Here is a 19,018-nt window from a genome sequence, read left to right as displayed (position 1 = left end):
CCTAGTCACCTTCTTTCTACTTTTTCAAAATCGGAATTCAAATTTAATATTTCTGTTAGTCCTGTGATATCGAATAATCTTTTTAGTCTTTTAGATACACCAATAAACTCTAGCTTTCCATCATTTTTCTTAATTGCTTTTAATAGAGCTATAAACACGCCTAAACCTGTACTATCCATATACTCTACCTCAGTAAAATCTACTACAATATGAACCTCTTTTTCGCTTGCAATAGGCATAATCTTATTTTTCAAATCTGATGCCGTATATGCATCAATTTCACCATTAAGTTGTACTGTATAACCTACATCATTTTGCAAAATATTTATTGCCAAATTCATCATTTCCGCCCCCTTATCTCAAACTCTTACTATTTAATTACCCATAAAAATTAATTTTAAACATATTTTTTTATTTTCATTATAAATAAATTTTCTACACCTTTCTCGGCTTAACACTTAAATCGTACTAATAAATGTTTAAAACTTATAATTTTGTGTATGTATAATGTATAAACATTATTTTTAGGGGGATCTATCTATGGAAGAGCACAACTTTAAAAAGGGAGATTTTGTTCAATTTTCTTATCGACACGATCATGCTACAAAATTAATTGGTTCCATTATTAACATACTAACGAATACAATTGTAGTAGATATCGGTAATAGCGAAGACTTATCTCATATAGAACCGAGGCAGGTCGTAAGGATAAATAATTGTGAAAAAGTAACGATGGTTTAATACATAATGAACACTCCCCCACTTAGCAAAGCTTGAAGTGGGGGTTTCTAACGTTTCGACCTAACGGACGATTAACGTCAGGGGAGTTAACACATTAGCGAGCTGTTTCACGCCTAACCCCTCTATCCCATTTGTCCATGCATTTGGGATTACTTTTCGTAAAATGTTAGCCGCAGCATTTACATCTGCATTAATTAAAGTTTTATTTGCTGAACGATATATGCCGTGCTTTATTCGTTTTCCTGAAAAAGTTGTATTTTGGTCATTTTCTCCATACGTTGGAATGAAGTCGTTATCCAGAAAACTTGCTTTCGATGTATATGATTCTTCAGTTACAACAACTTGAATGCCTACAGCATTTGCTTTGTATGTAATCATTTGAATCAGTAAACTATGTGGGATATGACAAAACGATTGGTTATTTCTTTTTCCCATATTCATTTTTTGTTTCCAGCTTTTGTTTTGACCAATAACGATTTTACAAACTTCTTCTTCTTGAGCTAGTTTTACAATACGGTGACTAACTTTATGGAAGACGTCTTTTATTTTCAAGTAACGTTTTTGATGAAGTTTTTCTATCCTTTTAGAAGTAAAAGGTCCTTCATTCGTTTGTTTTCCATTTCTAAGAATGCTTGTAAAATGACTCTTCATTTTATTGTAATATTGATTTATGCTTTTGATATGTTTGCCCTTAACAAGGACAGGTTTTATACCTGTGTTTGTTACGATGGTTGCAAGGTTATCAATACCTAAATCAATACTCATATAACGAGCATTCTCTTCAATCATTTGTTGTTCAGAAGGAACATCAATTACCAATTCCACTACATATTCATTGTATTTTGGAATCACACGAACTTGTTTCAGTTTACCTTCAGTGAAACCTAATTTCCCAATATTTAATTGCAATTTCGTCTTTGGAAACTTTAAAAATCTATCGTTTTTAATGATGCAATCTTGGTTTGTATACAGAATCTCTTTTTCAGAAGAACGAATATACTTTGGAATCCTAGGCATTCCAGCATATTTGTTTGGATTCTTTTTATAGTCTTTTAAACTAGCAAAAAAAGATTTCCAATTTTGGAACAAACCTTTCATGATTGACTGGCTACATTGCGTAGGCAAAGCTCGATAATCATTTTGAATCATAGCCTTAAATAGTGCATCTAGAAAGTTGTAATCTACATAAGGTTTTCAAAATTAGGTTCTGAAAACAAATTACATGTAATCTCTTTCTGTTCTTCTTTAGGCTTTAATTTCTCTTTTTCCAATTTCTTCTGATAGGCAAGACGTTGTGTGTCATTCATCTTACCAATATTTTTATGAATATTATCCAGAACTTCTTTTTGCAAAGGCTGCAACTCTTTTTCTTGTGTTAATCCAGTGTACACCTGGCGTATATAAAAGTTTGTGGTGTTGTACATGTTCTTAGCGTTATGACAACATTCTTGAAAATAAGAATACATACGATGCCCTTTTTTAATCCAAATTTGAAGAGTTTTATAGTTTGACGGATTTTCCTTTGTCATTTTATTCACCTCCTTGTTAAGGATATTATAGCAAAAACAGAACGTATGTTTCTTTTGTTTTCTTGAAAATAAAATATTTCTTTCGATTCACCTCACCACCTTCACTTACGTTTAGAAGTGGGAGTCCTCTCGAAAGGCATATGATAGAAAGTGTAATTTTAATAAGCGGGGGCCTTCATCCCCCGCTCATTTCTATGCAGATTACATAAAAAAACATCCAATTATTTTAATCGGATGCTTTTTTATGTATATTTATCAGTTCATTAACTTTATAGCTATATATAATAAACTTAAGATTACTATTCATTATCATACTTACGCTTTCCGCAGCATTCTAGAGAAGAATGTAACGATTAAAATAAAGACGATTGCACCTAATAAAGCTGGAAGAATAAAGATGCCTCCCCATTCAGGACCCCAATGACCAAATAACGCACTACCTACCCAAGATCCGATTAATCCGGCAATCACGTTACCAACTATACCTAACGGAAAGTCTTTTCCTGTAATCATTCCAGCTAACGCACCAATAAGTCCACCTACAATACACGTAATAATAAGTCCCACAATTAAACCTCCTATATTCGTTTTATATTGGATTCATCAAGCTTTAGTATGTAACCAAAGCTTGATGAACATATATTATTCTTTATTATCCAATTCATCACTTATCTTTTGTTTCACTTTTCCGACTTTTTCTTTTATCGTTCCCTTCGTTTTTTCCCACTTCCCTTCATTTTTCAACTCTCTATCTTCTGTAACTTCACCAATTCCTTCTTTTACTTGTCCTTTTTTCTTTTCAACTTTACCTTTAACTTGTTCTTTTAGTCCGTTCTCACTCATATTTACAATCTCCTTTTCGTAATAGATTTATAGATTTACAGGATACAAATTTAAATAGAATACATGCATCTTCTTTCTTGTAACCATTCACCGACTCTTTCTAAATCCTTAACGAATAACAAGATTTTTCCTTCATCCAGCTTTTCTTCGTAGAAGTTCGCCTCTTCCTCATTAAGCCCTAACTCTTGCATCTTATTTCTTAACTGATCTCCTGTGTTTTGAAAGACGTTAATAATGCTTGTCCCAAGTCCCTCCTCTTTTATCCCAATTGTATTCACGTCTGCATTGTCTGCGATTCTATCTGTCCTCTCTTTCTCATGTGTTAATACGTAAATATCTTTTTGGTCTATCCCTTTCTTCACTAGATCATTCGCCGCATTCATGACCTCTTTCTCCGTAATAAATTCATATACAAAAGGTTTACTATACTTCGTTTCCATCTTTAACTTCCTCCTTTAAAATGAATTATTTGTTATATTATATGTAGTACACCCATTTTCGAAATGTTAAACATAAAATATGAAAAAAGTTATGTGAATTTTGATTTTAATAGAGAATGAACATCATCATTTACCTCTTTAAAACATCTTCTCCTTACAATAACTACCTAAATTAACAGAAAATTTTTATAATTAAACTTGAGGAGGGATACTATGAAAAAAATCATATCTATATGCGCTCTAACCGCTTTATCTTTCACCTTAATAGGTTGTACAAGTACCTCGGCTACAGATAAAGCTTCACAAGTTAAGCAAGAACATACACAAAATACCTTTCAATTAAATTCCGCTAATATTACAGACATTGAAATACTGAAAACAACAAATCATACTACTTCCAAATCTCAAACAGATAATGAAAAAATGATACAATCTATCGTTTCAGCAGTTCAAAATGGAACACCTAAAACAATCACTTTAGATCAAAAAAAGAGAGAATCTGCACATTCTACTATTACTGTTACATATAAAGATGACTCAAAAGAAGAATTTCTTGTGTGGGCTGATAATAAGGAGCAAATTACGATTGCTAAAGATGAGAAGAAAGATAAGGTAGAAGGTGTGATAGTGAATATTAAAGATGCTAAAATAATGAAGGATTTCTTTTAAAATTCTAGTTAACGTTAAAAAAAGTAGGATTACATCCTACTCTTTTTTTAATCATGCTCAATAAATAGACCTTTATAAAATCTATTTAAGGTCTAATTTTGCTAAATCATGTTGTAAAACATTGTTTCCTTCTTGTGGGTTAAATATGATTGCACTAAGACCAAAAACATTCGTAACAACATCTCTATCTTTCGGACGAATGATTCTTACTTCATAAGCAAAAAGTGCTGGAGGAAGAGCTGCTGAACGAAAAGTAACATATCGATTAGGTGGCAATGTTTGTGTTGAAGGGTCTATTAATGGTAACAATACCGGAGAACCTGATGACCAATCAAACATTTCAACTGTTACTCTACGAGTATCATCTGGATCAACATTCATAGCTTCAACAGTAAGAAATAACGTAGCGGAATGTCTACGTAATACACCCGTTGACAAAGTTTCATTGTGATGTTTATGACATCTTCCAGGAGGATGACCATAGCCATAGCTCATATCAATTCCCCCCTTTCATTTACAATTAAGGACAAGTATTCCTTATAATATATAATGCTAGTATTATTTTAATGAAAGGTATAAAAGCGGATTTCTATCTATATTATTAGATATTTTATTTTTCATTTATTCGCTCTTAAAGAATAAAACGAAACTTTAATCAGCCCTCACCAATCCGGGTCTTACTACCCGACAAATAGCGGTATAAATCTATTTTAAAAAGGACCTGCTCCATTCATTCATAAAAGCATAAAGTAAATGGAATCCGTTAAAACACATGAGTGACCCCTTGGTTTTCCCCTCTTATTAAAAGGAGGAACTGTTATGGGCTTTGGTGGTAGTTGTGGCGGCTGTGGCTTCGCTGGAGGATTTGCTTTATTAGTTGTATTATTTATTTTATTAATCATCGTTGGAGCTGCTTGCTTCTGCTAAAAACTATCGAAAGGACACTCACGTGAGTGTCCTTTCTTCATGAAAAAAGCTCTACGCAATGTGCAGAGGTTCAAGTGTAACGAATACTTTAAAAATGTAGTATTACATTCCCCCCTCCAAAATGAACTTCGATGCTATAAATTTCGTTTAAGTGCAATCTTAATATTTTAGTTTAATAGCAATATGGTGAAACTTTATTCCAAACAATATTGCTATTGCACCAAAGTAAAACAAACTGGACAACCTAGATTTCAAAAGGAAGACACCTTAAAGGTTGTCTTTTCTTCATAAGTAAAAAAAGCCTGCCTATTTCCGTAGGCGGGCTTTATCTTTATTACACAATATGAAAGTATACTCTCTTTTTCTTTGAAATTTTATGTAATTATACATATTCATGAAAATAGAAGAAGTGAAATTGTACGTTTAGATACAGTTTGGCAACAAACTAACTGTTTTCTTGTGCATTAATAGACAACTACTGCAAGAGTTATAGTTTTTATGTTTTCATTTCCTTTTTGCATTTCTCTTTTAATTAGACGAATGCTTTTTGTAGTACATAATAAAAAATATCCAGAAAAACTGTCACAAAATCTGTTTTTCTGGTTTCTCTATAATACAGGTATCAAATTGAAAGTGAGGTTTAAACAAACATGTTAACCATAGAAAATGAAGAAAGTCATACTTCTGATATGACCTTTGAAGATTTATTTAAGCAGTACTATGCTTACGCTGTGAAACAAATCATCTGGATTGTTAAAGATCAATCTATCGCTGAAGAGTTAGCACAAGAAGTATTTTTACAATTATATCGTAGTGATTGGAAAGGAATTGAAAACATACCTGGATGGTTGATTAAATCTTCTACTTATGTAGCCTATAACCATTTTCGATCTAAAAAAAGGCAGCAAGCGAAGATTGATAAAGAAATACAATACCATGAAGTACAAAATGTTTCATCATTAGACGATGATTGGATAAGAAAAGAAGAAATTACAAAGGTCCAAACGATACTAAATAAAATGAATGATCGAGAACGAACCCTTTTACTAATGAAATTCTCTGGTTTTCAATATAAAGAAATTGCAGAAGTACTTCAAATTGAAATATCTTCTATTGGAACATTATTGGTCCGAGCCAAAATGAAATTTCGCAAGATTTATAAACAAATGGAGGAGGCATAACAAATGAAATGTTATGATATCGGATTTATTCAAACATATATTGATGGAGAACTTTCTCATGATATAAGAAAGGAATTTACAAAGCACCTAGATACATGTGAAGCATGCCAAGATTTATTAGTAGAAATCACTAGATTAAATCAATGGGAAAACGTAATGCTAGATGAAGAGTCTGCAAATTCACCACAAGAAATCAAAATTGATATAGAACAAGCATGGAAAACATTTGAAAGTCGTTCCAAGTCAGACAATGTTTCTAATATAAATTACAAAAAACAACAGAAGAAGGGACTCTTTACAAACATGAGTAAAAAATCAAAACGTTTCATTTATACAGCAGTAGCTGCAACAGCACTTTTTACAGCAGCAATGATTCCACAAGTACAAGTGGCGGCTACAAATGTTGCCTCATATTTTTCTGATGCAATTACAAATGATAAAGTTGTAAATGAAGGAATACAAGATGAAAATGGTGTCACACAAGATATGATGAAGAATGGTAAATATATTCCTATTGATGAAAAAATTACAGATCAAGGTATTACTGTGCACCTCAAAGAATTATATATATCAGATTTACGTATATCAGTTCATTATAGAATGGAAAAACCTGATGGAAGTTTAGTACCCTTTGAATTTGATACATCAGGATTAGAGCTCGAAAATGATGGTAAAATTAATGGGCAACAAGAGGAAAACCCTGAGATCAAAAATGAAGGAAGACTATCATTTATCGATGATTCAGATGATTATCTTCCTTTTGAACTTATGGCAGCAGGTAAAAAATTAAATGATATAGGTATTCGTGATAATGATAGACCCGAAGGTGTTTCTACATTTGTTATAGTTAATGAAGGAAGAGACGATTTTAAACAGCCCCTTACTTTAGATGTAAATATAACTAGAATTGGAAAAGTAGTTGGATCTTGGAAAGGTCAATTTCAAATTGATACTTCACATTTGAAAAATAATACGAATTAACATGAAAAGAAGAATAGAACAATATGTATTTAATGCTCAGTTTATATGTTTTCTTGTTTTCATTACATTTATTTCTTATATAGTTTTTACTCTATCTTTTATTTATGATTTAAGTTTATAACCTTAAATCAATCATTTAAAACCATTACAAGAAAAAGATCTCTAAAAAAGTAGGGAAATACATAACCGATTTCTTAACATTTAAGGAATCGGTTATTTTGTATTTAAAATGCGTCTAGACGTACAATTTTCTTTTTTTGATATAGTGACCTCCAATACATCATTGTCCTTCTCTAATCTCATATCTATTTTAAGAAGAGTCATTTACAAATTCAAAAAAACCCTCAAAGCATCTACTTTAAGGGGATTTCTCCTATCATCTTCTCTCTTCATACAATCGATTTGCTTTATACGAGCAAACGAAAAACATACATGTCGCAACGGGGATAAATGTCAAAAAAAGTCCTCTCATTAATGCAAATGGCGTTTCAAATAAGAATGACCATAGAAATGATACACCTTGCTTATCCCATAATCCTGGCGTCAAGTATAGTTCTTTCGGATTTACAAAGGCTCCTAAATTCATTGTATTACTATACACAAATAAAAATAATATCGGCAAATAACAGATCGCTAATTCTAAAAATGTTTTAGATAGACGCTTATACTTCCCTGCTCGTGACATTGGATCTGAAAAAATGTCATCTTCACTTTCTTCATCTACCTTTTTAAAATATTGCGTACCTGACCACCGATTACCAGCTATATGCTCCCAGCCACTATCTTCAAATAATGTGCAGTAATTAATAAAATCACTTTTTCTACTAAATACTCTATGGTCTATTTTAATCGTCGCATCTTCCGGTTCTGTATATCTAAATGTATAACCAAATGTATTGCTTTCTAGTTGATAGCCTTTCCAAGCCATCTCCTCTAACCATTTTTCCTCTTTCTCAAAGTCTAAAAAGAATTTCAATCTCCACATCATCGTTTCCCCCTAACTATACGTGTAATAAACTTTTTGTAACCGCAATAATGTGCTGCATTCTCATAAAATCTAAATGCAATACTTCTTTCCCGCGTTCTGTAATGACATACACTTTTCTTCGTTTATCTTCACTTTTTACCGATTCTATTAACCCTTGTTTTAATAAATTTTCCACCGCACCATACAATGTACCCGCTGCGATTTTCACTTGATGATTACTCAGTTCCTCCACCTTTTGCATAATTAAATATCCATGAGCTGGCTCTAATAAAGCTAAAAGAACGTAATACGTTGTTTCCGTTAATGGTAAATTTTTATCTCTATTCATAAAGACCTCCAATGTAACGATAACTATATAGCTAAACTATATAGTTAAACTGTATAGTTTGATTTTATACAGTTAGACTGTATATGTCAAATGTAGGAATAACTTTATAACCCAAAACAAAAACGCTACCTTTTTAAAAGATAGCGTTTTTATTTTACCCTTGCTTATTCTTCGCCTTCATTTGCTCATCAAGAGAGTTTTTTTCAGTTTCTAACACACTCATATCACTTTTCAACTTTTGCGTTTTTGCAAAATGTTCATCTACTAATTTATTATATTCTTTCTCAGAGTACATTTTTTCACTAGTTGATGTCGTTTTCTCTTTCGTAACAACTACATTAATAATTACAAATAAAGCTATAATTCCTATTAACGCAGCGAAAATCTTCTTTTTATTCATGATTAATCCTCCAAAATGTAAAATTTCAAAAATTATCATAACAGACCAATTCCCTTTTACCTGTCATATTTTGTCGAATTAATACAATAAAAAAAGCATCTAAAACAGATGCTTTTTCTCATTCTTAATACGTAAACGTAATCGTCACTAAAGAATACCCTTCTTTCGCATTGTAAGGCTCCGCTTTATAAGAAACACGGTTGGACCCTTGCGGATAACCGATTTCTCCAATTGCCTTTTTCACATCTTGCAGTGCACCGTTCATTGATTGCTTATAAAGTACTTCTATCTTTTCTGGCTTTGCACTATAACCCTGCTGCATTTTATTTTTTAATTCGGTATAGTTATTTGCGATATATTCATTTCCTAAATAGTTTAACTTTGTATCTTTTAATATTTGCTGATATGCAGGCGTTTTCGTACTACCTGCCGCAATTTTGTTTGTCAGTGTACTATAATAATTTGTTGTAGCTTGCGGATAGTCTCCACGGTTCCACTCATGATTTCTTGCGATTTGTTCATCTGATAAATTGAAATACGAATACGTTACGCGGCCCTGCTCATCTGGAACCGGATCATCGAATGTTGTATCAAGGTGATACCATTTGTTTTCGATTTTCACTAAATTCCAAGCATGAGGTTGTCCGTCCCCAGTTCCTGTCACGAAATGATTTTCAATTCCTGCTTCTTTTAATAATTGATAAGTTAATAGTGCGTAACCTTGGCAAACCGCAGAACGATTTACAAGTGCTTCATATGCTGTATAAGCTTTATAAGACGTATCATAAGAAACATGCTTTACTACGTAATCATGAATCGCCTTCACTTTTTCGTGATCATCCATTCCAACTTGAGTAATAGAAGAAACGATTGCTTTCGCTTGTTTCATGACATATTCCGTCTGTTCTTTCGTTTCACGATATGTAATCTTAAGCGTAAACGTATAATTTCCAGGTGATCCAGAAAGCCCATATGAAACATTCGATCTATTATTATTTGTATACTCATTTTTACTTGCCACTTCTTTATATGCGTTAAAAAGTGTATTCATCACTTCGTTTGTATTATTATTTTTCGTTTTATATGGCAGTGTAATATTTGTCTCGTATGTATTAATACGCTTTTGTACTTCCTCTTTAAACGCTTTTAATAATGCCGCATCCCCTGTATCTTTCACATCAGCATTTTTATACTTCAAAGTTTTATATAAAAACTGCGCATACTGTTCACGTGTTACTGTGCCATACGGTTCAAAATTCCCGTTCCCTGTGCCATCTGCGATTCCATTTGACTGCACCGCACTAATTGCATTTTCTGCCCAAAATGGATTTGGAACATCCTTAAAGGTATGTTTTTGTTTTGCCGCAAGATGGAAAGCATTCGTAAGAATTTGTGCCATTTCCGCACGATTCACAGAAGCTTTCGGTCTAAATTGGCCATTTTCATCACCTTTAAAAACTCCTAAATTCGTTAAAGTTAATACCTCTTCTGGAAACATTGTAGAACTTTGATTAATATCACCGTAAGGATTTTTAAACGTAGACCCATCCTTTAATACGTAACGAGTTCCATCATTACTAAACGAACCGCCTTGTTTATTCGGTACTAACACTCGATAAATTAAAGCCGCAACTTGCTCCCTTGTCGCAACATCTCCAAAACCAAATATCCCATTTCCATAACCGGAAATAATATTTTTACTCGCTAAATCTTTAATCGCAGGATATGACCAATGTGATGTCGGCACATCAGAAAAAACACCCACTTCAGCAGCTTTTACATCGCTGCCATTTGTATATAACAACGCACCACCAATAAGTGATAATGATGTAATTGATTTTAATAGTTTTGTATACATAATGTCTTCTCCCAATACGCTCTCTATTTTTGTTGGTTTATGTCGAAAAATCTAAAAATATGACAAAATATATTATACAATTAAAAGTTTTTAAGGGATATATTAAATTTTAAAATATGCAAAAATTCATATTAATATATTTTTCCGTATTAATATTATGTTGTTTTTCTTTTGTATATATATAAGTAGTCAAACCAACACAAATAATAAAAAGACAGCTATCCGTAGATAACTGTCTTTTTATTGAATCCAATTTAATTATTTTGAAAATCTAGCATACCCCAAGAAATGCTTTTGAGTGTATGAACTATTTATCTTACTTTTAATTACACCTGTTGTTTCGTCAGCAGCATGAATATATTCACCATTTCCTAAATATATTCCTAAATGAGAAGGACCCGCTTTATATGTATTCTGTAAGAATACTAAATCTCCTGGTTGAGGATCACTTATTTTTGTAACCATTCCCCAATATCCAGCTACGCTTGTTCTTCCAATATTGTATCCATTATTTTTAAATACATAATAAATAAAACCGCTACAATCAAATGAATTAGGTCCACTATTTCCAAATACATATGGTTTTCCTAATTGTTTTAAAGCAAGGTCAACCACCCCAGAATTACCAGAATCTGTTTGGTTAAGATTAATCCACTTGTCGCCTTCCCATGTTTTAATCTTCAACCAGCCACTAGTTGTCCCATCTATTATTCTAAAATTCTGTGGACTATATAATGCTCCAGCGTTTGCTTTTGCTGAACTAAATGAAGGTTCATTATACGCATAGAATGATTTATTTATAAATCTTTCTTCTCCATCTAGATTCATCCATTTCTCGCCTTCCCATGTTTTAACCTTTAACCACCCACTAGTTGTCCCATCCACTACTCTAAAATTCTGTGGATTATATAATGCTCCAGCGTTTGCTTTTGCTGCATTAAATGAAGCTTCGTTATACGCATAGAATGATTTGTTTACGAATCTTTCTTCTCCATCTGGATTGATCCACTTATAACCTTCATAAGTACTTACTTTCATCCAGCCATTTTCTTTTCTTTCTACTACTCCCCAATTTTGTGGGTTAAATGGTGCTCCATAATTTGCTTTCTTTGCATTAAATGAAGGCTCATTATATGCATAAATCGTTTTGTTGACGGTAATTTGTTCAGCCGCAGGATTCATCCATTTTTCGCCTTCCCACGTCTTAAATTTAAGCCAACCATCTGTTGTTCCATCTACTATTCTAAATGTTTGTCGCCCGTACTTTGCTCCAGCATTCGCAACCTTTGATGAGAGAGAAGGTTCATCATATGCATAGAAATCTCCCATGACACGTTCTTCCCCATTTAAGTTAATCCAAACTGGACCTTCCCATGTTTCAATCTTCCACCAGCCATTATCTCTTTTTTCCACGACTCCTACATTTTGAGCGCCATACTCTGATCCGCCATTTGTTTTAGCTGAATTAAAAGATGGTTCCTTATACCCATAGAATGATTGATTCACATATTCTGAACTACTAGCAGCGTGAGTTACTATACTAAATGTCGAGATAGATAGAATTAAAAACAATAAAATTCCTATACTTTTCTTAAACATAAAAATATCCTCCCTTTTATTTTCTCTAATATATAATTTTCAAAGCTAAGAATAGATATATCCTATTTCATTATTTTAATCTTCACTTTTTTACGTCCCCATTCACGTGCTTGCTTTTCTGTAGGAAACAGAACATCAATTCTATTCCCTTTAATAGCTCCACCTGTATCTCCAGCAATTGCTTCACCGTATCCTTCAACCCAAACTTTCGTTCCTAGTTTAATAACTTTAGGATCAACTGCAATTAACTTGATGTTAGGATTTTTTCCTATGTCTATTCCAGCCGCCGTAATTCTTTCATGTGGCGGACTACCTTCTACGCTGTATGCAGTAGCTTCCACGTAGAATTCTACGCCTGTATCTTCCGCATTTAAATTAATCCACTTGTCGCCTTCCCATGTTTTAATCTTCAACCAGCCACTAGTTGTCCCATCTATTATTCTAAAATTCTGTGGACTATATAATGCTCCAGCGTTTGCTTTTGCTGAACTAAATGAAGGTTCATTATACGCATAGAATGATTTATTTATAAATCTTTCTTCTCCATCTAGATTCATCCATTTCTCGCCTTCCCATGTTTTAACCTTTAACCACCCACTAGTTGTCCCATCCACTACTCTAAAATTCTGTGGATTATATAATGCTCCAGCGTTTGCTTTTGCTGCATTAAATGAAGCTTCGTTATACGCATAGAATGATTTGTTTACGAATCTTTCTTCTCCATCTGGATTGATCCACTTATAACCTTCATAAGTACTTACTTTCATCCAGCCATTTTCTTTTCTTTCTACTACTCCCCAATTTTGTGGGTTAAATGGTGCTCCATAATTTGCTTTCTTTGCATTAAATGAAGGCTCATTATATGCATAAATCGTTTTGTTGACGGTAATTTGTTCAGCCGCAGGATTCATCCATTTTTCGCCTTCCCACGTCTTAAATTTAAGCCAACCATCTGTTGTTCCATCTACTATTCTAAATGTTTGTCGCCCGTACTTCGCTCCAGCATTCGCAATCTTTGATGAGAGAGAAGGTTCATCATATGCATAGAAATCTCCCATGACACGTACTTCCCCATTTAAGTTAATCCAAACTGGACCTTCCCATGTTTCAATCTTCCACCAGCCATTATCTCTTTTTTCCACGACTCCTACATTTTGAGCACCATACTCTGATCCGCCATTTGTTTTAGCTGAATTAAAAGATGGTTCCTTATACCCATAGAATGATTGATTCACATATTCTGAACTACTAGTAGCGTGAGTTACTATACTAAATGTAGAAATAGATAAAATGAGAATTAATAGCAATGATACGCCTTTTTTAAACATATAAATTTTTCACCTCTTCCTTTTTTTAACAGTATATTACCATAAGTACATTAACATAAATTTCTTTATTTATCTATAATTTACCATATTAATTGGTAAACAATTTAGATTATTATATTTCTTTTAAACCCTCTCTATTCAAGGCATAATTGGGTTCAATGTAATAAAAAATACAAGATATGCAATATTGCATATCTTGTATTTTTTATATTAAATTATTAATCTATTCCTTTCTTATACATCAGTATCTAATTTTTGCTAGTTGCTCTTCTTTTTAAAATAACTATTTTGTTCACTTTTTTGATACATTTACGAAACATTTCTCTGTTATCTTCATTAAGTTCTTTTCTTTTTATAATGTCGTGCGAGATATACCAACATAGGAAGCCCTAGCCCCCTAATCCTAGGGCTTCTTTTTTAATAAGGATTTTATGCATTTTATTATTCCCACCAACTTTTAAATTTTATATTCAATATATAATTACATTTAGTTTAAAATATATCAATGAAACGTCACGTGTTTCAAATACAACATTTTTTGATGACCTTTAATACATAAAATGTTGTTATCAAGTCGGAGTAAAGCACCTTTGGGTGTCTTTTCTTTTGTACATTATATCCATTAGGGCTCATTTATTTTTTACAAAACCCACCCTTTTGCTTCCAACGGCGACGAGGAGTGGTTTTTTTGTTATCTTTTTCTAAAATTTGTTTCCTAAAAACATACGCATAAACTTTACATACAATGTTTTTCACAAATACCTTTAGAAGTTCAAACAAAACTCCATTAGAGATAGTTTTATTAAATTTTTCACTACTAGCCGTAAAAATATCTTATAATCTCTATATAACAAATTAATGTATTGGGAGTAGATGAAATGCCAGTTACACTCGAACTTATTCTTTTCATTCTTATAGCAATTAGTGCTGTTGGCTATTTAATAAAAGAATTTCAAAAAACTAGGAAACGAACACTTGGAATTTCACTAGAATTTTTAGTTCTTTTCTGGTCAATATGGAGAATATCAACTATCATAATCTAATTTATAAAACATGAATTCCTTCGAATGAAGTGAAACTTTAATCAGTGGGAGTTTTATTCATCCCCTACTGATTATTAGTTAAACCAACCAGGCTTTTGTAGGATAAATTTACCAGTATTTTTACCACAACATTCATGTTAAAATCCCTTGTGAGTACGACATAACTCGACCTTATGAAGCTCCGCAGCTTTTATCGCGGAGCTTTTTTTATTTAAATTAAAGCTTTTGTTCACTTTTTCGATACATTTACGAAACATTCATATGTTACGTTATATAAGTCCTTTTTTAAATCTTATTCATTCTAGCAAAAAGTCCTAGTCCCCCTAGGGCTTTTTTGCATTCAAACAATGAGTTGTATTTTTTCTCAATAATCGAAACTACTTAACATAGTAAAATAATAATCGGACTGGCATTCAATACCATATTACAATGGATCAAATCGCAAAAAGGCACCTTAGGGTGTCTTTTTTATAGAGAATCAGTTTAAAAACTAAAAATAAAAGAACCTCAATAAATGAGGTTCAAAAAATCTACTATTTTAAATTACCTTCGTAAAAAGCAACTCCATTTTGAACATGTTTTAAATACCACGTAATCGTCCCGCCACAAACATTTTCATTAAAACTATTAGCATATACTCCATTTGAGTAATAAAGAGTTCTTTTGAATTTACCATTAGAATACTCATAAGGAATTGAGCATGTTGCTTGCTTCGGAGAGCTCACAGCTTTTTGTGTATCAGCTGAAGCTGCACCAATTCCTCCTGTTAATGCAATACCTGTTGCTAACGCTCCTACTACTAATTTCTTGAACATAATAAATCCCCCTTTAATAGTTTTTTATAGATTACAACTTAAATGTATCACTTTTGTAATTTATGTAAATATCTTGAATATGTAGAAATATTTATTTAATTATTGGTAATATTGGGATTATATTTTATCAAATGGAAAATAGAGGAATTAGAAAAGCATGTGAAAATACAGATAGGTTTATATTAAATGAACGTGGTTCAAGTCGGCGAAAGACACCTTTTGGTGTCTTTTTTGTACATAAAAAATCTCACCATCTTATAGAAACGATAAGCCCTGTAAAACAATAATTGCAACTATATTAATTTTACATTACATTAAGGTTAGAGAATGTTCTTATTTTAATAAAGTGCTAAATAGTAGGTGGAAAAATGGAATTTAACGATTTGGGTATTACCATTAAAGAACTTAGAATCAAAAAAAATATATCACAATCCGAATTATGTCATGGAATATGTTCACAAAGTCAAATTAGCAAGATTGAAAAAGGTATGATTTATCCATCTAGTATATTGTTATATCAATTATCAGAAAGACTTGGTATTGATCCGAATAACATATTTGCACTAACTCAAAACAAAAGATTAAAATATGTAGAAAATGTAAAATACGTAATAAAAGATTGCTTAAAGCAAAAACAATATAAAGAACTTTATGAAATAGTAAAAAAAGAGAAAAACTTAAATAATTTTCAAACAAAAGATGAGAAACAATTTCTAATGTGGCATGAAGCAATTGCTGTATTTATGGTGGATAAATCAATAAAAACTGCTTTAGATTTTTTAAATCATGCATTAAAACTGACTTTAACTAATTCTGATTTTTTATCAGAAAGAGAAATAGATATTATGCAAACAATGGCTATATTTTATGCAGAAAATAAAGAATATGAAAAAAGTATTAATATATTCAAAAGATGTTTAACTAATTTTAATAAGTTAGATTTTCCTAGAGATAAAGAAATTAAATTAAAACTCATGTTAAATTTAGCAAAATGTTTCGACTTCACATATCAATATGAAGAGGCAATAAAGTACATTGATAAGGGTATCAAATTAGCAATTAATCTACATACTTTATACCTACTAGGTGAACTATTCTATTTAAAAGGTCAGTGTTTATTAAAAATGAAACAACATAATGTAGAAGATGTTATTTATAACTGGAAAAAAGCATTATTTATATTTGAACTAACAGAAAAAGAATATTATACAAAAGTGATACCAGATGAACTTATTGAATTACAAAATAAAAAACACTCATAATTTCATAAAAACTACTTACAAATCCTATAGAAAAAATCCTTATAGCTTTTAAACTTAGATCGATAATATTAAAATAATTTAAGCCGGCGGAAGGCACCTTTAGGTGTCTTTTCTTTATTTTTACAAGGACCTGCTCAATTAATTTTTAAAAACATAATAGGGAATATTGTTTTATTTATCTCATTTTCATTCATGCTATATATAAAATTCGTTAATAAACCCACCTCAAATACTAGTTCCTTTTATAAGCCGTTTTTTTGATGTAGATGACATTATTCTCAATACAATAGAATGAATTATTGGAACATACTTAGCGATATATATCAAAAAATAATATTAAGAAAACCCCTCCACCTTAAGGTAGAAGGGATCTTCTAATTTCTATTTCAAACTACCCAAAATTTCCGTAAAGGTACCCTAAGCGCATGTGTATCTGGATATCCTAAACTTCTTTCACCAACTACCACTCCTCTGCCGAACGATCTTTCACCGATAGATTGTATGCCGTGAAGTGCTACTTGTAACATTTCAATTTAGATATACGACAGTAAAGAATACATTATCACAGTGTCAGCAAGCAAAAGTGTATTCTGCATTTCTGAAAACAGTAGATGGCAGATTGTGACCTACTGAATCTGCTAAGAAAGAATATACAAGAACATCCTTAACATCCTCTTTATTTCCACTAATGATGACATCAAGGAAATCTTCTACTTGAAATTCTGGAGTAAACAACACAATCTTAGTTGTTCTGTTTGGTTCTAAAGAAACAAAAGTACGAGAGATTTCAACTAATTCATTTTGAGTTGGGAAAAAGGTGTTTCGACTTCTCTTAACAGTTACCGTTACATTACTAGTATGGCAGCGTGAATCATTGTTTAACATAATGTTGAGAGCAGTTGGAATAATCCCATTTTCAGAAACTGGAACTCGAAACACTCCAGTAGATTTATGAGCCATATAATCAGATCCTTCCAAAATAAAATATATTTACAATATATTAAATGCAAAAAACGTTCATTTTGATATGGACAAATTATGTAATTAATATATTTATAATAACCCTTGGTATTACTAAGCCAATGTTTTAAAAGATTAACAAATAATTACCTCTGCAAATTTAGAAAATATCTACACTTTTTACAAACATTATTACAATTAGATAAACTAAAGCAATATCCCATTAACAAAGGGACTCCATAATTGGAGTCCCTTTGTTAATGGGATATTAAAAATGATCAGCATGTGAATATTGTATAATTTCTTCCTTTTTTAGAGCATGTTGTGTATCACCTGTATTGTTACTAAATAATAATACTATCACTAATCCTAACGTCGCTAATACAAGCTTCTTCATTATTTTAACGCCCCTTTGCTTAGTAGTTTTTGTTTCGCTTCGTAACATACATCGAAATAATCACTAACTTTTTCATGCTTATTCAATTTGCTGCGACAACATCATTTGATAAAAATCATTAAGTTGTTGCATAACTGCTTCATGCATTAAAATATTTGTGCTCATATCACTACGTCCTCCTCAACTACTTCCACCCCCCTAAATATTACCATTATTCTGCATATTATATAATAGTTCAACCTGCAATTGTAAATCGATAAAAAACAACGGAATATTCCGAATAAAGAGAAGGGATTGGCTAACAAATGGTTACTGTACAAAAAATAAAAAACTTGTGATATTGCTTTTATCATATTTGATCTTATATATGGTTCTGTTACAAAGTTTGCTAAGTTAATATAAACTCTAGAAAAAATGAATAAAGATCACCACAGCTGAGCTATCTTTAATCCGTATAATAATATAAACATTCTATTAATTCATATTATTAATAAAGAAATACTTAAATATTCCATTTTTTCTAAAAGTGTATTATACTGTAAATTGCTGAGGGACATATTTTAGTATTTTCTGGTAACTATTCAATTTGTTAGGTTGTTATTAGTATTACGGTAACGAAAACCTGATATTTCCCCTTGAAGATAAAGCATTAGCAGCAATTACATCGAGATATCATAATAATAATTATTTTCTTAACAATATCACGGAATTTTAATTCAGAAAATTCAA

At 31.6% G+C, this 19,018-nt stretch carries 19 protein-coding genes and 3 pseudogenes; 6 read left to right on the top strand and 16 right to left on the bottom strand.

Annotated features, from left to right (window positions below; genetic code table 11):
* Positions 1–5 precede the first annotated feature (5 nt).
* Positions 6–344, bottom strand: a complete 339-nt coding sequence (gene rsbV, locus NST86_RS05305; RefSeq protein WP_001999229.1) for an anti sigma b factor antagonist RsbV — start codon at positions 342–344, stop codon at positions 6–8.
* Between the two features lie 196 nt (positions 345–540).
* On the opposite strand from rsbV, the gene NST86_RS05300 reads away from it, so the two are divergent.
* Positions 541–741, top strand: coding sequence for a methyltransferase (locus tag NST86_RS05300; RefSeq protein WP_000390990.1), 201 nt, complete (start codon positions 541–543; stop codon positions 739–741).
* Positions 742–801: 60 nt separating this feature from the next.
* Here NST86_RS05300 and NST86_RS05295 read toward each other — a convergent pair.
* The 4 genes and pseudogenes from NST86_RS05295 to NST86_RS05280 form a co-directional block, all read right to left on the bottom strand.
* Positions 802–2,270, bottom strand: a pseudogene (locus tag NST86_RS05295) (RNA-guided endonuclease InsQ/TnpB family protein).
* 315 nt (positions 2,271–2,585) lie between these two features.
* Positions 2,586–2,837 (bottom strand): GlsB/YeaQ/YmgE family stress response membrane protein, encoded by a 252-nt coding sequence (locus NST86_RS05290; RefSeq protein WP_000522902.1) that lies wholly within the window; start codon positions 2,835–2,837, stop codon positions 2,586–2,588.
* A 75-nt stretch (positions 2,838–2,912) separates the two neighbouring features.
* Positions 2,913–3,113: a CsbD family protein gene (locus NST86_RS05285; RefSeq protein ID WP_001293468.1), complete on the bottom strand. Its 201-nt coding sequence runs from the start codon at positions 3,111–3,113 to the stop codon at positions 2,913–2,915.
* 50 nt (positions 3,114–3,163) lie between these two features.
* Entirely contained in the window at positions 3,164–3,553 is a 390-nt protein-coding gene (locus NST86_RS05280; protein WP_000448812.1) for a general stress protein, read from the bottom strand.
* A 213-nt stretch (positions 3,554–3,766) separates the two neighbouring features.
* Between NST86_RS05280 and NST86_RS05275 the strand changes: the two genes are divergently transcribed.
* On the top strand, positions 3,767–4,222 hold the full coding sequence (locus NST86_RS05275; protein WP_000720862.1) for a hypothetical protein: 456 nt from the start codon (positions 3,767–3,769) through the stop codon (positions 4,220–4,222).
* 81 nt (positions 4,223–4,303) lie between these two features.
* On the opposite strand, the gene NST86_RS05270 is transcribed toward NST86_RS05275, so the two are convergent.
* Complete coding sequence (locus NST86_RS05270; protein WP_000120203.1) at positions 4,304–4,717, bottom strand: hypothetical protein; 414 nt, start codon at positions 4,715–4,717, stop codon at positions 4,304–4,306.
* 324 nt (positions 4,718–5,041) lie between these two features.
* Here NST86_RS05270 and NST86_RS05265 point away from each other — a divergent pair, with 324 nt between their 5' ends.
* The 3 genes from NST86_RS05265 (at position 5,042) to NST86_RS05255 (ending at position 7,311) form a co-directional block, all read left to right on the top strand.
* Positions 5,042–5,149: a YjcZ family sporulation protein gene (locus NST86_RS05265; protein WP_000505670.1), complete on the top strand. Its 108-nt coding sequence runs from the start codon at positions 5,042–5,044 to the stop codon at positions 5,147–5,149.
* 650 nt (positions 5,150–5,799) lie between these two features.
* Positions 5,800–6,330, top strand: coding sequence for an RNA polymerase sigma factor SigX (locus NST86_RS05260; RefSeq protein WP_000955515.1), 531 nt, complete (start codon positions 5,800–5,802; stop codon positions 6,328–6,330).
* A gap of 3 nt (positions 6,331–6,333) precedes the next feature.
* Positions 6,334–7,311, top strand: a complete 978-nt coding sequence (locus tag NST86_RS05255; RefSeq protein WP_227593446.1) for a DUF4179 domain-containing protein — start codon at positions 6,334–6,336, stop codon at positions 7,309–7,311.
* A 376-nt stretch (positions 7,312–7,687) separates the two neighbouring features.
* On the opposite strand, the gene NST86_RS05250 is transcribed toward NST86_RS05255, so the two are convergent.
* The 7 genes and pseudogenes from NST86_RS05250 to NST86_RS05220 form a co-directional block, all read right to left on the bottom strand.
* The gene (locus tag NST86_RS05250; protein WP_001999228.1) at positions 7,688–8,299 is read right to left on the bottom strand and encodes a DUF2812 domain-containing protein; all 612 of its coding nucleotides are present in this window, start codon (positions 8,297–8,299) and stop codon (positions 7,688–7,690) included.
* 13 nt (positions 8,300–8,312) lie between these two features.
* Positions 8,313–8,627 carry a PadR family transcriptional regulator gene (locus NST86_RS05245; RefSeq protein WP_001078063.1) on the bottom strand — a complete coding sequence of 105 codons (315 nt, stop codon included), beginning with the start codon at positions 8,625–8,627 and terminating at the stop codon, positions 8,313–8,315.
* Positions 8,628–8,802: 175 nt separating this feature from the next.
* A pseudogene (locus NST86_RS05240) lies at positions 8,803–9,027 on the bottom strand (hypothetical protein); the annotation flags it as partial.
* 124 nt (positions 9,028–9,151) lie between these two features.
* Entirely contained in the window at positions 9,152–10,885 is a 1,734-nt protein-coding gene (locus NST86_RS05235; protein WP_000288177.1) for an S-layer homology domain-containing protein, read from the bottom strand.
* Positions 10,886–11,143: 258 nt separating this feature from the next.
* Complete coding sequence (locus tag NST86_RS05230; RefSeq protein ID WP_109140006.1) at positions 11,144–12,484, bottom strand: NlpC/P60 family protein; 1,341 nt, start codon at positions 12,482–12,484, stop codon at positions 11,144–11,146.
* A gap of 62 nt (positions 12,485–12,546) precedes the next feature.
* Positions 12,547–13,812 (bottom strand): 3D domain-containing protein, encoded by a 1,266-nt coding sequence (locus tag NST86_RS05225; RefSeq protein ID WP_277517234.1) that lies wholly within the window; start codon positions 13,810–13,812, stop codon positions 12,547–12,549.
* A 1,576-nt stretch (positions 13,813–15,388) separates the two neighbouring features.
* The gene (locus tag NST86_RS05220; protein ID WP_000473814.1) at positions 15,389–15,670 is read right to left on the bottom strand and encodes an LCI fold-containing protein; all 282 of its coding nucleotides are present in this window, start codon (positions 15,668–15,670) and stop codon (positions 15,389–15,391) included.
* A 368-nt stretch (positions 15,671–16,038) separates the two neighbouring features.
* Between NST86_RS05220 and NST86_RS05215 the strand changes: the two genes are divergently transcribed.
* The gene (locus NST86_RS05215; protein ID WP_000395469.1) at positions 16,039–16,932 is read left to right on the top strand and encodes a helix-turn-helix domain-containing protein; all 894 of its coding nucleotides are present in this window, start codon (positions 16,039–16,041) and stop codon (positions 16,930–16,932) included.
* Positions 16,933–17,375: 443 nt separating this feature from the next.
* On the opposite strand, the pseudogene NST86_RS34805 reads toward NST86_RS05215, so the two are convergent.
* The 3 genes and pseudogenes from NST86_RS34805 to NST86_RS05205 form a co-directional block, all read right to left on the bottom strand.
* Positions 17,376–17,462 (bottom strand): annotated as a pseudogene (locus NST86_RS34805) (dihydroxyacetone kinase, ATP-dependent); the annotation flags it as partial.
* Positions 17,463–17,502: 40 nt separating this feature from the next.
* A complete protein-coding gene (locus NST86_RS05210; RefSeq protein WP_000940662.1) occupies positions 17,503–17,892 on the bottom strand; it encodes a hypothetical protein in 390 nt (129 codons plus the stop codon).
* Positions 17,893–18,160: 268 nt separating this feature from the next.
* Positions 18,161–18,289 carry a hypothetical protein gene (locus tag NST86_RS05205; protein ID WP_016117345.1) on the bottom strand — a complete coding sequence of 43 codons (129 nt, stop codon included), beginning with the start codon at positions 18,287–18,289 and terminating at the stop codon, positions 18,161–18,163.
* Positions 18,290–19,018: the final 729 nt, after the last annotated feature.

Origin of the sequence: Bacillus sp. FSL L8-0199, assembly GCF_038005705.1 — a bacterium.
In the GTDB taxonomy this organism is placed as follows: Bacteria; Bacillota; Bacilli; order Bacillales; family Bacillaceae_G; genus Bacillus_A; species Bacillus_A cereus.
This window is presented reverse-complemented; position numbering and strand designations above follow the sequence as displayed.

Coding starts and splice junctions, on each gene's coding strand:
- rsbV (WP_001999229.1), bottom strand. CDS start 344: ATGATGAATTTGGCAATAAATATTTTGCAAAATGATGTAGGTTATACA.
- NST86_RS05300 (WP_000390990.1), top strand. CDS start 541: ATGGAAGAGCACAACTTTAAAAAGGGAGATTTTGTTCAATTTTCTTAT.
- NST86_RS05285 (WP_001293468.1), bottom strand. CDS start 3,113: ATGAGTGAGAACGGACTAAAAGAACAAGTTAAAGGTAAAGTTGAAAAG.
- NST86_RS05280 (WP_000448812.1), bottom strand. CDS start 3,553: ATGGAAACGAAGTATAGTAAACCTTTTGTATATGAATTTATTACGGAG.
- NST86_RS05275 (WP_000720862.1), top strand. CDS start 3,767: ATGAAAAAAATCATATCTATATGCGCTCTAACCGCTTTATCTTTCACC.
- NST86_RS05270 (WP_000120203.1), bottom strand. CDS start 4,717: ATGAGCTATGGCTATGGTCATCCTCCTGGAAGATGTCATAAACATCAC.
- NST86_RS05265 (WP_000505670.1), top strand. CDS start 5,042: ATGGGCTTTGGTGGTAGTTGTGGCGGCTGTGGCTTCGCTGGAGGATTT.
- NST86_RS05260 (WP_000955515.1), top strand. CDS start 5,800: ATGTTAACCATAGAAAATGAAGAAAGTCATACTTCTGATATGACCTTT.
- NST86_RS05255 (WP_227593446.1), top strand. CDS start 6,334: ATGAAATGTTATGATATCGGATTTATTCAAACATATATTGATGGAGAA.
- NST86_RS05250 (WP_001999228.1), bottom strand. CDS start 8,299: ATGATGTGGAGATTGAAATTCTTTTTAGACTTTGAGAAAGAGGAAAAA.
- NST86_RS05245 (WP_001078063.1), bottom strand. CDS start 8,627: ATGAATAGAGATAAAAATTTACCATTAACGGAAACAACGTATTACGTT.
- NST86_RS05235 (WP_000288177.1), bottom strand. CDS start 10,885: ATGTATACAAAACTATTAAAATCAATTACATCATTATCACTTATTGGT.
- NST86_RS05230 (WP_109140006.1), bottom strand. CDS start 12,484: ATGTTTAAGAAAAGTATAGGAATTTTATTGTTTTTAATTCTATCTATC.
- NST86_RS05225 (WP_277517234.1), bottom strand. CDS start 13,812: ATGTTTAAAAAAGGCGTATCATTGCTATTAATTCTCATTTTATCTATT.
- NST86_RS05220 (WP_000473814.1), bottom strand. CDS start 15,670: ATGTTCAAGAAATTAGTAGTAGGAGCGTTAGCAACAGGTATTGCATTA.
- NST86_RS05215 (WP_000395469.1), top strand. CDS start 16,039: ATGGAATTTAACGATTTGGGTATTACCATTAAAGAACTTAGAATCAAA.
- NST86_RS05210 (WP_000940662.1), bottom strand. CDS start 17,892: ATGGCTCATAAATCTACTGGAGTGTTTCGAGTTCCAGTTTCTGAAAAT.
- NST86_RS05205 (WP_016117345.1), bottom strand. CDS start 18,289: ATGAAGAAGCTTGTATTAGCGACGTTAGGATTAGTGATAGTATTATTA.